The sequence below is a fragment of the Yersinia entomophaga genome (assembly GCF_001656035.1).
GTDB lineage: Bacteria > Pseudomonadota > Gammaproteobacteria > Enterobacterales > Enterobacteriaceae > Yersinia > Yersinia entomophaga.
Window position 1 is genome coordinate 1,893,942 of sequence record NZ_CP010029.1, and the last position, 15,503, is coordinate 1,909,444.

Genomic DNA, 15,503 nt, shown 5'->3' on the forward strand with positions numbered 1-15,503 from the left:
ACGCAAACCATTGTATGGATGCAATTCGATATTCACTGGCTATACGTTGTTTCCATCAGGCAGTAGCAATGCGGGCCTATGCCAGCCCGAGCACGCGTTTAACCGGAGCAAAACTGCGACGATGGTGATCTGTGGCACCCAATGCGGCCAACCGCTCTAGATGGAATGCGGTCGGATAGCCTTTATGCTGAGCAAAGCCGTAATCCGGAAACTCGGCATCCAGCAACGCCATTTCCCGATCGCGGGTCACTTTTGCGACGATAGACGCAGCGCTAATCTCAGCCACTCGGCTATCCCCTTTCACCACCGCGAGGGACGGCATCGGCAGTGCCGGACAACGGTTACCGTCGATTAAGACATAATCAGGCGCAATATGCAGCCCGGCAACCGCTCTCTGCATCGCCAGCATGGTAGCGTGCAATATATTCATATCGTCAATTTCTTCCGGCTCTGCGCGCCCCAGACTCCAAGACAGCGCCTTCTCGGTAATCTCGTCATAAAGCGCCAATCTGCGCTTTTCACTGAGTTTCTTTGAGTCTGCCAGCCCGATAATGGGTTGATTCGGGTCGAGGATCACTGCGGCGGTCACGACCGCGCCAACCAGCGGCCCGCGCCCGACCTCATCAACGCCGGCAATGAGATTTGCCTGCGGATAAATAAAAATATCGCTCATTGCTTCGCTAATTCCAATACCGCCTGTGCGGCCTGTTTGTCCGCATCGCAGCGAATGCTTTGGTGCAAGGCCAGAAAACGTGTTTTTAGTGCTTCAACCGCCTCGCCACCCTTCAATAAAGGTAATAAAGCGTCTGCCAATTTTTGCGGCTGACACTCTTGCTGTAGCAATTCGGGAACCAGTTCTTCGCCCGCCAGTAAGTTAGGTAATGAGACATAAGGCGTTTTCACCAAACGCTCCGCCAACCAGAAGGTGAAAGGCTTCATACGGTAACCCACAACCATCGGCGATTTGGCCAACATGCATTCCAGCGCGGCGGTGCCCGAAGCCAACAGAGTGGCATCGCTGGCGACCATTGCAGCTCTGGCTTTACCATCCAATAAATGGACGGATAATTCCGGTGCAACTTCGGCTTTTATACGTTCGAACTGTTCCCGACGCTTGCTGTTCACCAGCGGCACCAATACTTCTAAATCAGGGAATTGCTGCCGTAATATCTCGGCGGTGCGTAGAAAGTCGGCACTTAACATTTCGACTTCTGAATGCCGACTCCCCGGCAATAACGCCAGACAGTGGACATCAGTAGCGATACCTAATTCAGCACGAGCCGCCGCACGATTGGCAACCAACGGCATGGCATCCGCCATGGTGTGACCAATAAAACGACAGGGAACGTTGAAACGATCGTAAAACGCTTTTTCGAAAGGCAGAAAAGCCAAAACCATATCTGTGGCTTTACCGATTTTGAAAACGCGCTTATGACGCCAGGCCCAAACCGAGGGACTGACGTAATGAATAGTGCGAATTCCGTTCTGCTTTAAGCGGCCTTCCAGGGTGATGTTAAAATCGGGAGCATCGATACCCACGAATACATCGGGAGAAAGCTCGCTGAAACGGCGCGTCAAATCCTTACGGATTTTAAGAAGACGCGGTAACCGTTCCAGCACCTCCACAACCCCCATCACAGCCAACTCTTCCATTTCGTACCAGGCTTCACAACCCTCGGCTTGCATTAAGGGGCCGGCAACGCCGACAAAGCGGGCATTGGGAACCTGAGCTTTAAGCGCCCGGATTAACCCTGCACCTAAAATATCGCCGGAGGTTTCTCCGGCAACTAACCCAATAGTTAATGGGCGATCGGCTGTCATGACAGGCTCTTGCATAAGTTAGCGGATAATACCGCGGGTCGAACGAGCGAAGAAATCGCTGAACGGCTTAACCGCAGGATGCTGCTCGGCCAATTCGGCAATTTCCGGCTTCACTTCATCCAAAGTACGTCCGCTGCGATACACAAGCTTGTAAGCATTACGGATAGCATGCAGAGATTCTTTATCAAAACCACGGCGTTTCAGCCCTTCGATATTAATACCGAACGGTGTCGCGTGGTTTCCTTGCGCTATGACAAAAGGAGGCACATCCTGCGCAACCCCGGAACAGCCGCCAACCATTACATGTGCACCGATCACACAGAATTGATGAACAGCGGTCATTCCGCCAATAATGGCATAATCATCCACTTCAACGTGGCCACCCAAAGTCGCGTTATTGGCAAAGATGCAGCGGTTGCCGATAATGCAGTCATGAGCGATATGGGCATTAATCATCAGTAGGTTATCGCTACCAACTTTCGTCACCCCGGTACCTTGTACCGTGCCACGGTGGATAGTCACACTTTCACGGATACGGTTACGATCGCCAATTTCCACCCGTGTCGGTTCGCCGGCATATTTCAGATCCTGGTTAGCTTCACCAATGGAAGCAAACTGGTAAATCTCATTATCGCGGCCGATTTTAGTCACGCCGTTCACGACAATATGGGATTTCAGTACTGTGCCTTCACCAATTTCCACCTGGGAACCGATATAGCAAAATGGGCCAATGTGAACATTAGCACCAATCACAGCACCTTCTTCAACGATAGCACTCGGGTGGATAAAGGCGGTTTTGTCAATCACGTATCAAGACTCCTTAGATGCGGGTACTGCTGCTGGTGCCGGTTTGCTGCGTGCGCACATCATGGTGGCAGTACAGACAATTTCACCGTCAACTTTAGCAACACCGGTAAAGCGGGTTAAACCACGACGCTCTTTGACGAATTCAACTTCCATAATCATCTGATCGCCAGGCACTACCGGGCGTTTAAAGCGGGCTTCATCAATACCAGCAAAGTAGTAAAGTTCGCCTGGTTCAAGTTTACCGCGGCTTTTAAATGCCAAAATACCGGTAGCCTGCGCCATTGCTTCCAAAATCAGTACGCCAGGGAAAATAGGCTTACCGGGGAAATGGCCTTGGAAAAAAGGCTCGTTGAAAGAGACGTTCTTCACTGCACGTAGAAATTTCCCTTCCTCAAAATCCAGGACGCGATCTACCAGCAAAAAAGGAAAACGGTGCGGCAGTAGATCTAAAATCTCTTCAATATGCAGAGTATGAGTGTCAGTAGTCAAAATACTCTTCCTGTCTAAAAAATTAATGCTATCAACGACACGGCCTGCTTTGACCCCAAAAGGAGATCATTAGGCAGGCCGCAAATTAGGAACTCTGTACGCTTCGGGCAGTAAGCGCCAATAGCTTTTGTTATTGGCTCAGAGTGGTAATTACTCTTTATCGATTTTACGTTCGACAGCTTTCAAACGCTTATTCATCTCATCGATATTCATCACCAGTGCTGCGGTTTTTCGCCACGTTTTATTTGGCTGCAACGGAATTCCGGAGGAGTATACCCCAGGTTCAGTGATTGGACGCATCACCATTCCCATTCCGGTCACAACAACCTTGTCGGCAATCTCCATGTGACCATTGATCACACTGGCACCACCGATCTGGCAATATCGGCCAACTTTCAGGCTTCCCGCCATGATAACGCCGCCCGCAACTGCGGTATTGTCGCCAATAGTCACGTTATGCGCAATCTGGCATTGATTATCAATGATGACACCATTACCGATAACCGTGTTATCTAACGCGCCGCGGTCGATAGTTGTACAGGCACCAATCTCCACGCGGTCACCAATTATTACGGTGCCAAGCTGCGGGATTTTGATCCAATTGCCACGATCGTTAGCGTAACCAAAACCATCTGCACCAATGACCGTACCGGATTGAATCAGGCAATGCTGCCCAATCTCAACTTCATGATAAACGGAAACATTGGCCCACAAACGGCTACCTGCACCGATACGTGCATTTTTACCGACAAAACAGCCCGCACCGATAACCACGTTATCACCCAGAACAACGCCGGACTCAATCACCGCATTTGCGCCAATTGATACCTGATTGCCCAAGGTTGCTTCAGGGGAAATCACTGCGCTTGGGGCGATGTCCTGAGCTGGCTGCGGAGTGGTATCCATAATCTGCGCCATGCGCGCATAGGTCAGATAGGGATTTTTAACGACTAAAGCAGCAACGTTACAATAAGGCAGATCTTCCTCGGTCAAAACCACGGCGCTAGCTTGGCAAGACGCGAGTTGTTCCCGGTAACGGCTGTTTGACAAAAACGTGATTTGCGCAGGTTTGGCAGAATGCATTGAAGCGATGCCGGTGATGACAATTTCGCCATCACCGTGCACTTGTGCATCCAACTGCTGGGCTAAATCAGCCAGTCGAATTGAAGGCATGTGTTATTTAACCTGTTTCAGCACGTCAGCAGTGATGTCTTTTGAGGAATCAGCGTATGCCACAGCATTCGCGTCGATAACCACATCATACCCACCTTTACTTGCAACAGATTTCACAGCGTCCTGAATACGGCTCAGGATTTTGTTACGCTCTTCCATCTGGCGACGACGGTTGTCTTGTTCAAACGCCTGCGCTTTTTGAGAGAAGGTTTCACGCTGCGCCATGACGTCTTTTTCCAGTTTGGTACGATCGCTGGCTTTCATGGTAGAACCGTCGCGCTGCAGCTTCTGCATTTTGGTCTGCAGATCGCGCTCCATTCCTTGCAGCTCGGTTGCACGGCCTTTGAATTCATTCTCCAGCTGCTTAGCCACGGTTTCACGCGCGGGTAATTGTTGGAAAATGCTGGAAACATTAACAATAGCAATCTTGTCAGCGGCTTGAACGCTGGCTGAAGCAGCCAATGCTAAACCAAGACCTGCGGCACACAACCACTTTTTCACTATAAACTCCTTACCATTACCCGTTTGTGTCAGAGACACCCTGAAATGCACTTGACGCCGGATTTATCCGATGCGGCAAAGGTAATACTAGATCACCTTTGCAACAGGGAGATCGGCGTCAGCGCGATCTTTACTTATCGATCAACAATTCTTGCTCAACTACTCAGTAGCCTGTTACCAGGTTTTACCGATGTTAAACTGGAACTGCTCGGATTTATCACCCGGATAGTCTTTGACCGGTTTGGCGTAAGAGAACACCAATGGACCCAGCGGTGACATCCACTGTAATGCTACACCCGCAGAAACGCGAATATTGCTTGGGTCGCTGTAGTCAGGAATCCCGGCGGCTCCCGTTGCCGCAGTGTTTTCCCAGTGGGTATCCCAAACGGTACCTGAATCGATAAAGATCGAAGTACGAACCGAGTTAGAATACTTTTCACTGATAAACGGCGTTGGCGTGATCAATTCGATACTCGCCACAGCCATGGCATTACCGCCCACAGCATCGGTAGATTTATTAACCGTAGCGCCATTATTCGCATAGTATGCAGCTTTAGGCCCGATGTTGTTCGAGCGGAAACCACGTACAGTGCTGGAACCACCGGCATAGAAGTTCTCATAGAACGGCATTTCTTTGCCACCGAGGCCATCGCCATAACCTAAGCGCCCGCGACCTAACAGAACCCAAGAACGATCCTGATCCAACGGCAGGTAGCCGGAAGTATCGAAGGTCACTTTGTAGAATTCATTATCGGAGCCAGGAACGGTTACTTTACCGTTAACCGAAGATTTTACACCGGAAGTCGGGAAGAAACCTCGGTCTAGGTTGTTATAAGTCCAACCAAGGTTCAGGGTAAAGTCATCAGCGGTGAAGTCAGCGCGGTCAGTATAGTTCGGCTTTTGGCCGACTGACTCGAGATAACGCCACATAGCAACCTGCGGCAACATGTCGGACAGACTGTTGTGCACATAGCCCACGCCTACGCGTAATGAGTTATTTTCGTTGATTGGGAACCCAAGGGTACCGTCAACACCGTAGCTGCTGTTGGTATAGCCAGACAGGTCTGCGTTATCCGCTTTAAAATCGTTGTAGAACACACGACCACCCAGACTCACACCGTCAACGGTGAAGTAAGGGTCGGTTAACGTAAATTCAGCATAGGTCTGGTAATCATTCTTAGTACCGTTAATCCCTACGCTGTTACCCGTGCCCAGCCAGTTATCCTGTTGAACACCCACCTGGAAACTCACGCCACTTTCAGTACCGTAGCCAATGCCGAAGTTCAGGCTACCGGTATTACGTTCTTTAACTTTGTAAACAATATCAACCTGATCGGCAGTACCCGGAACACGCTGCGTTTCCACATCGACGGTTTCGAAGTAACCTAAACGGTTCAGACGATCTTTACCTTGTTCAACCTGAGCGTTACCCAGCCATGCACCTTCCATCTGACGCATTTCACGACGAAGAACGGAATCTTTACTGGTGTCATTGCCTTCGAAGCGAACGTGACGCACATAGAAACGGTTACCCGCATCCACATTAATGTGCAGTTTCACGGTTTTATCCGCATCGTTGATTTCAGGCTGAGTCTGTACGCGTGGGTAAGCGTAGCCATAGCGACCTAACATCTTTTTGATGTCGTCTTCCATGCGCGTCACTTTACCGCCGTTATACAACTCGCCCGGCTCAATTTTGGTCAGCTTCTCAGCTTCAGACTGATGGCCCGCCAGATTCCCGTTGACCACCACGCTGCTCAACTTGTACTGCTCGCCTTCTGTCAGGTTGATTGTGATGTAGATGCCTTTTTTATCCGGCGTCAAACTCACCTGAGTAGAATCGATGTTGAAGCGTGCGTAACCGCGATCCAGATAGAAGCTACGCAGGATCTCAAGATCGCCTGCCAGTTTCTGTTTCTGATATTTACGGTCACCAACCACGTTCCACCAAGGCACTTCATCGCGCAGCTGGAAACGTGAAATCAGTTCGTCTGTGCTAAACGCATGGTTACCGACGATATTGATCTGCTGAATCTTGGCAGATACACCTTCGGTAAACACCAGCTTCAGATCGACACGGTTGCGCGGCAACGGCGTCACTACGGCTTTCACCGAAGCGCTGTATTTACCCACGCTGTAATAGAAGTCCTCCAGACCTTTTTCAATGCTGGAGATCGTTGTGCGGTCTAGTGCCTCGCCAACCCGAACGCCAGAGGCTTCAAGGTTCTGTTTAAGCATATCCTCTTTCACCGCTTTGTTACCGGAGAAAGTGATACTGGCGATCGTTGGGCGTTCTTTGACTTGAACAATCAGAGTATTACCATCGCGCAGAACGCGAACGTCCTCGAAGTTGCCTGTGGCAAACAACGCACGGATAGTATTACTGATGTCATCATCACTGACGGTATCGCCTACGCGAACCGGCATATTAAGTAACGCCGCACCGACGGCGACTCGCTGCAGGCCCTCGAAATGAATGTCTTTCACTACGAACCCGTCTGCACCGTATACGGTGGCGCTGCCAAACAGCAGCGACGCTATGAGCAACTTTTTCATCGCCATCGTTGTTATGCGTTCTTCCTAACCTATCCCCTGCCGTTAAAAGCGGGAGAAATCATTGAAAAGTGCAAGTCCCATCAACAGCATTAGCAATATCGAGCCAATGCGGTAGCTGAAATCTTGAACTCGCTCAGAAACCGGCCCACCCTTGAGCTTTTCTATCGCCAGGAAGAGCAGATGTCCACCATCTAATACCGGTAACGGGAACAGATTGATAATCCCCAGGTTGACACTAATCAGTGCCAAAAACATCAGGTAATAAACCAATCCGAACTCGGCTGAAACCCCTGCGCCCTGTGCAATGGAAATCGGGCCACTCAGGTTATTCAGCTTAACATCACCAGTAATCAGTTTACCCAACATGTTGACCGTCAACCGCATCAACTGCCAGGTTTTATCCCCAGCCTGATAGAGTGCCGTAAACGGACCATATTGGCGAATCGTTTTATACTCATCCGGAAGCGGTATAACTTTCGGAATTACGCCTGCAAAGCCTTCGGTTCTGTCTTTACCCGCCGATTTTGTATCTGGAATCAGGGTTAAAGACAAGGGAGAACCACCCCTTTCAATTTCAACTGCCAGCGGCTTGCCAGGATTTTCGCGTACCCGGCTGGCAAATGTCTGCCAACCTTCAACTAGCTGACCGTCAACTTTAACGATCCTATCCCCTGCTTGTAAACCCGCCTTTTGCGCTGCCGACTCTGTTTGAACCTCTTGCAGCACTGATTCAATCTGCGGGCCACGAGGAATAATCCCCAAAGTCACCACGGGGTCCTGCTTATCAGGCTCGAACGACCATTGACGTAAATCCAGAGTTTTCTGTACTACGTTATCAGAGCCAAAAGGGGCTACGCCAACTTGCACCTGCTGGTCGCCAATTTTACCGACCAGAGCAAGACGAACTGCAGACCAATCAGGCGTTTCGATACCGTCAACAGACTTAAGTTCCATTCCAGCAGAAATATCAGCCTGCGCAGCAATGGATTGTGGGGATATTTCACCCACAACCGGACGAAAGCTCGGGATGCCGATGATAAACACCAGCCAGTAGGCAAAAATAGCGAAGAGGAAGTTGGCGATAGGGCCGGCGCTGACGATCGCAGCGCGCTGGGCAATACTTTTATTGTTAAAAGCCTGATGGCGGAATTCCGGGGCAACGGCCTCGGCACGCTCATCCAGCATTTTCACATAACCGCCGAGGGGAATCAGGGCGATCACATATTCTGTACCTTGTCGATCGGTTCTGCGCCATAAGGCTTTGCCAAAACCGATAGAAAAGCGCTCAACACGGACTCCACAGCGACGCGCCACCCAAAAGTGGCCGAACTCGTGAACCGTAATTAAGATGCCCAGCGCAATGATAAATGCAGCCAGGTTCCAGAGTATGCTCATCATAATCCCTAAACTCCCCGTCAGTGACGGATTAAAACACTAACAGCATCAGGCAGGCAAATACCGGCACGGCTGCGGTCAGGCTATCGATACGATCCAGTATCCCGCCATGACCAGGAATCAGATGACCGCTGTCTTTGATTCCCGCTTCACGTTTGAACATACTCTCGGTCAAATCCCCGAGTACTGAGGCCAGAGCCGCAACCACAGAACACACTAACAGTTTTTCCGGAATCACATCCAGCGGAGCATAGCGGCCAAACAACCAGGCTATCAACGCCGATGACAGCAAGCCGCCTATCAACCCTTCCCAGGTTTTCCCGGGGGAAACTTTCGGTGCAAGCTTATGTTTGCCGAACATTTTGCCAAACATGTAGGCACCGGAATCCGCGCCCCACACCAGCAACATCACGTAAAGCAGCCACCAGGCACCGGTTGAATGATTTTGCTCATAACCGTACTGACGCAGCGCAAACATGCCCCAGAAGAATGGCACTATGGTCAGAATACCGAAGATAATTCTGATGGTTCGCGAGTCACGCCAGAAAGCAGCCGAGCGCGGGTAGGTCAACACCAGCAACAGAGCGGCTATCCACCACCCCATCGATGCCCAAAGCGGGCCACTGACTTGCAAATCGTGCACTGTAGGTTGATATTCTGGAATACTCAACCACATCGTTACCAGCAAGAAACCGCAGAGTATCGCCAGCCAGATGCGCTGTGAGTGCGAAGCGAAGCCAGCGAGCTGCCCCCACTCCCAAGCAGCCAGCATACATACAGCCAGCGTCACTATGGCAAAACCAATCGGAGGCAGCAAAAACAGCGCCCCGATGACGATAGGGATTAAAATCAAAGCAGTTATGAGACGATACTTCAGCAAAAGTTCCCCCTAGGATGCAGCAACATCGTTAGGTGTCGTTCCACCGAAGCGGCGCTCGCGTTGTGCAAATGCATTCAGCGCACCTTCAAAGACAAGTTCATCAAAATCAGGCCAAAGGACATCAGTAAAGTAAAGTTCAGCATAGGCTATTTGCCACAGCAGGAAATTACTGATGCGATGTTCGCCACCGGTCCTGATCACTAGATCCACCTGAGACTGTTCGTTCAGGCAAATATGAGAATTTAACAAATCCTCAGTGATATCTTCAGGTTGTAACAATCCCTTTTGAACCTGCCCAGCCAATTGGCGCATTCCCTGAATGATATCCCAACGTCCACCATAATTGGCAGCAATGTTAAGCTTCAAACCATCATTATTTTCCGTCAGCGCTTCAGAGCGTCGAATGCGTTCCTGCAGACGTCCACTGAAGCGGCTGATATCACCAATAACGCTTAAACGTACGTTATGTTTATGCAGACTTTTCACTTCGCTGTCCAGCGCTCGAACGAAAAGCTCCATCAGTGCGGTCACTTCCTGAGCAGGGCGATTCCAGTTTTCACTACTAAAAGCATAAAGCGTGAGCGCATCTAATTGATGAGTGGCGGCAAAACTCACCGCACGGCGAACTGATTTCACTCCCGCTTTATGACCGAAGATCCTTAATTTACCCTGGCGTTTAGCCCATCGGCCATTACCATCCATAATAATAGCAACGTGGCGCGGGCCTTGGGGGGACAAGTTAGCCCTATCTTCATTTACGGACGACATAACGCGAACATTCTTCCTCAATAAATACGACTGCTCTTCCCTAACATTAGGCCTCATGCGCACAAAAAAAGCCGTGTACTGAATCACGGCTTCTTATATGACAGCCAAACCAGAGGGTCTAAATACCCATAGAACCGTTAATCAAGGGTCTGTCTGCCCATTGACGGCGCAGACTATATCATCTCAGTCCGAGACGAACAAATTCCACCAATGAATAACATCACCTTCAACGACTTAATGCACCTAATGCTCGCTCAGCAGCAATTCGTGCCAAACGGTCAATATCTAAGACTTCATCGACTGAATTGGGTTCCTGCAATGCCAAACTTTCGAGCACATTTCTGTTTAATCTCGCAATATCTGTGAAACCGATACGCGATTGCAAGAAAGCCATGACAGAAATTTCATTAGCCGCATTTAACACTGTGGTCGCCGCTTGCCCTGCGTTAAAAGCTTCCATCGCCAGCTGCAGACACGGATAACGCTGATAATCAGGCTCTGCGAACGTCAGCGGGCCCATACGGCAAAAATCTAGCGCTTCAACGCCTGATTCTACCCGATTTGGGTACGCCATAGCGTGGGCGATTGGCGTGCGCATATCCGGTGTACCAAGCTGCGCCAGCACGCTTCCGTCCTGATAGCGAACCATCGAGTGAATCACCGACTGCGGATGCAGAATCACTTCAATCTGCTCAGCCGAAGCGTTAAACAGCCAGCGAGCCTCGATATATTCCAGCCCTTTATTCATCATGGTAGCTGAATCGACGGAAATCTTACGCCCCATCGACCAGTTTGGATGAGCGCAGGCTTGGTCTGGCGTCATTGTGGCAAACTGATCCAACGGCGTTTCACGGAAAGGACCGCCGGAGCCGGTCAGGATAATGCGCGATACACCATTCTCAATCAGAGAAGAATAGCCTAACTGTTGCTGAACGCGCTCTGGCAGGCTTTGAAAAATGGCATTGTGTTCACTATCGATGGGGAGCAGCTGCGCACGACTTTCTCGCACCGCGTCCATGAAAAGACGACCACAGGTAATCAAAGATTCTTTATTGGCCAGCAGCACTTTTTTACCGGCGCGGATCGCCGCCAGCGTAGGTAATAGCCCGGCTACGCCGACGATAGCCGCCATTACCTGATCGACTTCACCGAGAGCAGCAAGTTCGCAGGCCGCCTTTTCACCGGCTAATACTTCGGTTTTGCTACCTTGCTCAGACAGCAAAAGGCGCAGCGCCGCAGCAGAATCTACGTCCGCCATTGCCGCATAACGCGGGGCAAATTCCAGACATTGTTCTGCCATTAATGAGACATTGCGCCCTGCAACCAATGCGGTGACGGCGAATAAATCGGGATTAGCCCGCACAACGGCCAATGTACTGCAGCCAACGGAGCCGGTAGAACCAAGAATAGTCAGTTGCTTCATGAGGGTGCTCTGAATAACTGTTTTTATGATAGGAAGATGCATCAGTATGAAACATCTGAGCCCGCAAGACTAAGACATTTAGCCCAAATATCAGCTGTTGTCTTCAATAAAACCGTACAGATGTAAAAAACAAAGCGCCGCCTAAGCGACGCCTTGCGGAACCGGTTAACGATTAGAAATTCATTAACTCAGCTTCTTTATCGGACAAAATAGAGTCGATTTTCTTGATGAAGGTATCAGTCATTTTCTGAACTTCATCCTGACAACGACGATCTTCATCTTCGCTGATAGCTTTATCTTTCAACAAGGCTTTAACCTTATCGTTAGTATCGCGACGCACGTTACGCACAGAGACACGGCCCTGCTCTGCTTCGCCACGCACCACTTTGATCAGGTCTTTACGACGCTCTTCGGTCAGCGGAGGCAGCGGAACGCGGATCACGGTGCCAGCTGAAGATGGGTTCAGACCCAAATCAGAAGACATGATCGCTTTTTCTACCGCGGCGTTCAGGCTGCGGTCAAATACGGTAATTGCCAGCGTACGGGAGTCTTCTACTACCACGTTGGCCAACTGGCGCAATGGCGTTGCGCTACCGTAATATTCAACCTGAATACCATCAAGAATACTTGGTGAAGCACGGCCAGTACGGATTTTATCGATATGGCCCTGGAATGCTTCTACGCACTTACCCATGCGCACTTCTGCATCTTTTTTAATTTCGTTAATCACGTTGCGAACCCTTGTAAACTGGTTACTTGGCAGGCTATACCTTGCAGCATAGCCGGTGAATATGTAAACCAGCAATTGCTGGTTAAAAGGGACTCAGCGCACAATTACGTGAAGCCCCTGATTAGAACGGCGCTATTTAGCGATCAACGTTCCTTCGTTTTCACCCATCACAACACGACGCAGCGCGCCAGGTTTGTTCATGTTAAATACGCGAATTGGCAAGTTATGGTCACGAGCCAGCGTAAAGGCGGCAAGATCCATCACTTTCAGTTCACGTTCTAACACGTCTTGATAGGTTAACTGTTCGTACAGCGTTGCATCAGGATCTTTCACAGGATCGGCTGAATACACACCGTCAACTTTGGTGGCTTTTAACACCACGTCGGCTTCGATCTCGATACCGCGCAAACATGCCGCTGAATCAGTAGTGAAGAATGGGTTGCCGGTACCGGCAGCAAAAATCACCACGCGATTGTGACGCAGTAGGCTGATTGCTTCAGCCCAGCTGTAATTGTCACATACGCCGTTCAACGGGATTGCCGACATCAGGCGGGCGTTCACATAGGCACGGTGCAGTGCATCACGCATTGCCAGGCCGTTCATTACGGTAGCCAGCATTCCCATGTGGTCGCCCACTACGCGGTTCATCCCAGCCTGTGCCAAACCGGCACCGCGGAATAAGTTACCACCGCCAATTACCACACCGACCTGAATACCCAGTTCGACCAGCTCTTTGACTTCCTGAGCCATACGATCCAAAACGCTAGCGTCGATACCAAAACCTTCCGCGCCTTGCAGGGCTTCGCCACTCAGCTTTAGCAGGATTCGCTGATATACGGGTTTTGCATTGGTTGCCATGGTGTTCTGTCCTAAGCAGCAGTAATAGTATTGGGGATTTGACCGTCATACATTCAAAACACCTATAAGTGCGCTGAAAGTTTACGGACTAAATTCTAGATTGGATAAAATGGAACCGCCTGTTGGCGGCCCCATTTTTAAGCATTAAGACTGTTTGCTCATTGCTGCAACTTCAGCAGCAAAGTCAGTCTCAACTTTCTCGATGCCTTCGCCCACTTCAAAGCGGATGAAGTTGATCACGTCAGCTTTATGCTCTTTCAGCAGCTCGCCAACGGTTTTGCTTGGGTCCATTACGAAATGCTGACCGGTCAAAGAAACTTCGCCGGTGAACTTACGCATGCGGCCTTCAACCATTTTCTCTGCGATTTCGCGTGGCTTGCCAGATTCCATAGCGATGTCCAACTGGATTTGGTGCTCGCGAGCAACAACTTCAGCAGGGACGTCTTCTGGTTTAACGTATTCTGGTTTGCTTGCAGCGATGTGCATAGCGATGTGCTTAACCAGCTCTTCATCAGCACCGGTAGCGGCAACCATAACGCCGATACGTGCGCCGTGCAGGTAAGTCCCCAGAATGTCGCCTTCCAGAGCAGCAACACGACGGATATTGATGTTTTCACCGATTTTAGCAACCAGGTTAGCGCGTTGTTCTTCGAACTGTGCTTTCAGCACTTCGATATCAACGATTTTGCCAGCCAGTGCTGCATCGATAACTTCGTCGCCGAATGCTTTAAAGCCAGCATCTTTAGCAACAAAGTCAGTTTCACAGTTCAGTTCCAGCATCACGCCGAATTTGCCGTCTGCAGAAACTTTCGCCAGGATGATACCTTCAGCAGCGATACGGCCTGCTTTCTTGGCAGCTTTAGCCTGACCAGATTTACGCATGTTATCGATCGCCAGCTCGATGTCGCCATCAGCTTCAACCAGCGCTTTCTTACATTCCATCATGCCTGCGGCAGTACGCTCACGCAGTTCTTTTACCAAAGCAGCGGTAATAACAGCCATTTCAATTTTCCTCGGTTCTCTCGTGAAGATAGTTCTCACTGTAGATACGCAAAGGGGGCCTATAAAAGGCCCCCTAACCAACATATTTCAATACCTGGTTAATAAGGGCTCAGTGACGAGCCTGTCTTATTATTCAGCTTCTACGAAGCTTTCTTCCGCTTGAACGGCCAGATCTTGAGAACGACCTTCACGGACGGCGGCAGCAACAGCGCTCAGATACAGTTTAACTGCACGGATTGCGTCATCGTTACCAGGGATAATGAAGTCAACGCCATCTGGATCGGAGTTGGTATCAACGATAGAGAATACCGGGATACCCAGGTTGTTAGCTTCTTTGATAGCGATGTGTTCGTGATCGGCGTCAACAACGAACAGTGCGTCAGGTAAACCGCCCATGTCCTTGATACCGCCCAGGCTGTTTTCCAGCTTGTTCAGCTCACGGGTACGCATCAGAGCTTCTTTTTTGGTCAGCTTTTCAAAGGTGCCGTCTTGAGACTGGATTTCCAGATCTTTCAAACGTTTGATGGACTGACGAACGGTTTTCCAGTTAGTCAGCATGCCGCCTAACCAGCGATGGTTCACGAAGAACTGGTCGCAGTTATGAGCAGCTTCTTTTACCGCTTCGCTTGCTGCGCGTTTAGTACCAACGAACAGGATCTTACCTTTACGGGAAGAAATCTTGGTCAACTCAGCCAGAGCTTCGTTGAACATTGGTACAGTTTTTTCCAGGTTGATGATGTGAACTTTGTTACGTGCGCCGAAGATGAAAGGCTTCATTTTCGGGTTCCAGTAACGAGTTTGGTGACCAAAGTGAACACCAGCCTGAAGCATGTCGCGCATGGAAACAGTTGCCATGATTAAAACCTCTATATTTAACGATTGGGGTTATGCCTCCACGTGTCCCATAACACCGACCCCACAAGCCTCCGCTATAAGACAGCGACTTTAGGGCACCCCGGTGTATGTGCCGACACGTGTGTGTTATTTACACATATGAGTGCGATTAGTACTACTTGGCTGAAGACTCATTGCTGCCCTAAGGACAAATGACGCAGAGCGGATCGCCGGCGCGCTTTATACCATAATCCGGCACCATACAC

The 15,503-nt window shown here is 50.0% G+C and carries 15 protein-coding genes; all 15 read right to left on the bottom strand.

Annotated features, from left to right (window positions below):
• Window positions 1-76 precede the first annotated feature (76 nt).
• The gene (gene rnhB / locus PL78_RS08605; RefSeq protein WP_064514774.1) at window positions 77-673 is read right to left on the bottom strand and encodes a ribonuclease HII; all 597 of its coding nucleotides are present in this window, start codon (window positions 671-673) and stop codon (window positions 77-79) included.
• On the bottom strand, window positions 670-1,836 hold the full coding sequence (gene lpxB, locus PL78_RS08610) for a lipid-A-disaccharide synthase (protein ID WP_064514776.1): 1,167 nt from the start codon (window positions 1,834-1,836) through the stop codon (window positions 670-672). The genes rnhB and lpxB overlap by 4 nt, the downstream gene beginning before the upstream one ends.
• A gap of 3 nt (window positions 1,837-1,839) precedes the next feature.
• On the bottom strand, window positions 1,840-2,628 hold the full coding sequence (lpxA, locus tag PL78_RS08615; protein WP_049599940.1) for an acyl-ACP--UDP-N-acetylglucosamine O-acyltransferase: 789 nt from the start codon (window positions 2,626-2,628) through the stop codon (window positions 1,840-1,842).
• Between the two features lie 3 nt (window positions 2,629-2,631).
• A complete protein-coding gene (gene fabZ / locus PL78_RS08620) occupies window positions 2,632-3,117 on the bottom strand; it encodes a 3-hydroxyacyl-ACP dehydratase FabZ (protein WP_064514778.1) in 486 nt (161 codons plus the stop codon).
• Between the two features lie 150 nt (window positions 3,118-3,267).
• A complete protein-coding gene (gene lpxD, locus PL78_RS08625) occupies window positions 3,268-4,290 on the bottom strand; it encodes a UDP-3-O-(3-hydroxymyristoyl)glucosamine N-acyltransferase (RefSeq protein WP_064514780.1) in 1,023 nt (340 codons plus the stop codon).
• A 3-nt stretch (window positions 4,291-4,293) separates the two neighbouring features.
• Window positions 4,294-4,791, bottom strand: a complete 498-nt coding sequence (skp, locus tag PL78_RS08630) for a molecular chaperone Skp (protein WP_049599935.1) — start codon at window positions 4,789-4,791, stop codon at window positions 4,294-4,296.
• Between the two features lie 174 nt (window positions 4,792-4,965).
• On the bottom strand, window positions 4,966-7,353 hold the full coding sequence (gene bamA / locus PL78_RS08635) for an outer membrane protein assembly factor BamA (RefSeq protein ID WP_064514782.1): 2,388 nt from the start codon (window positions 7,351-7,353) through the stop codon (window positions 4,966-4,968).
• A 36-nt stretch (window positions 7,354-7,389) separates the two neighbouring features.
• Window positions 7,390-8,745, bottom strand: a complete 1,356-nt coding sequence (gene rseP, locus PL78_RS08640) for a sigma E protease regulator RseP (RefSeq protein WP_064514783.1) — start codon at window positions 8,743-8,745, stop codon at window positions 7,390-7,392.
• Between the two features lie 28 nt (window positions 8,746-8,773).
• Entirely contained in the window at window positions 8,774-9,622 is an 849-nt protein-coding gene (cdsA, locus tag PL78_RS08645; protein ID WP_064514785.1) for a phosphatidate cytidylyltransferase, read from the bottom strand.
• A 9-nt stretch (window positions 9,623-9,631) separates the two neighbouring features.
• Window positions 9,632-10,390 carry a (2E,6E)-farnesyl-diphosphate-specific ditrans,polycis-undecaprenyl-diphosphate synthase gene (ispU, locus tag PL78_RS08650; protein WP_064514787.1) on the bottom strand — a complete coding sequence of 253 codons (759 nt, stop codon included), beginning with the start codon at window positions 10,388-10,390 and terminating at the stop codon, window positions 9,632-9,634.
• A 226-nt stretch (window positions 10,391-10,616) separates the two neighbouring features.
• Window positions 10,617-11,813, bottom strand: a complete 1,197-nt coding sequence (gene ispC, locus PL78_RS08655) for a 1-deoxy-D-xylulose-5-phosphate reductoisomerase (protein ID WP_064514789.1) — start codon at window positions 11,811-11,813, stop codon at window positions 10,617-10,619.
• 172 nt (window positions 11,814-11,985) lie between these two features.
• Complete coding sequence (gene frr / locus PL78_RS08660; RefSeq protein ID WP_049599918.1) at window positions 11,986-12,543, bottom strand: ribosome recycling factor; 558 nt, start codon at window positions 12,541-12,543, stop codon at window positions 11,986-11,988.
• 132 nt (window positions 12,544-12,675) lie between these two features.
• Window positions 12,676-13,401, bottom strand: coding sequence for a UMP kinase (gene pyrH, locus PL78_RS08665; RefSeq protein ID WP_004719674.1), 726 nt, complete (start codon window positions 13,399-13,401; stop codon window positions 12,676-12,678).
• Window positions 13,402-13,545: 144 nt separating this feature from the next.
• Window positions 13,546-14,403: a translation elongation factor Ts gene (gene tsf, locus PL78_RS08670; protein ID WP_064514791.1), complete on the bottom strand. Its 858-nt coding sequence runs from the start codon at window positions 14,401-14,403 to the stop codon at window positions 13,546-13,548.
• A gap of 129 nt (window positions 14,404-14,532) precedes the next feature.
• Entirely contained in the window at window positions 14,533-15,258 is a 726-nt protein-coding gene (gene rpsB / locus PL78_RS08675) for a 30S ribosomal protein S2 (protein WP_049599912.1), read from the bottom strand.
• Window positions 15,259-15,503 lie beyond the last annotated feature (245 nt).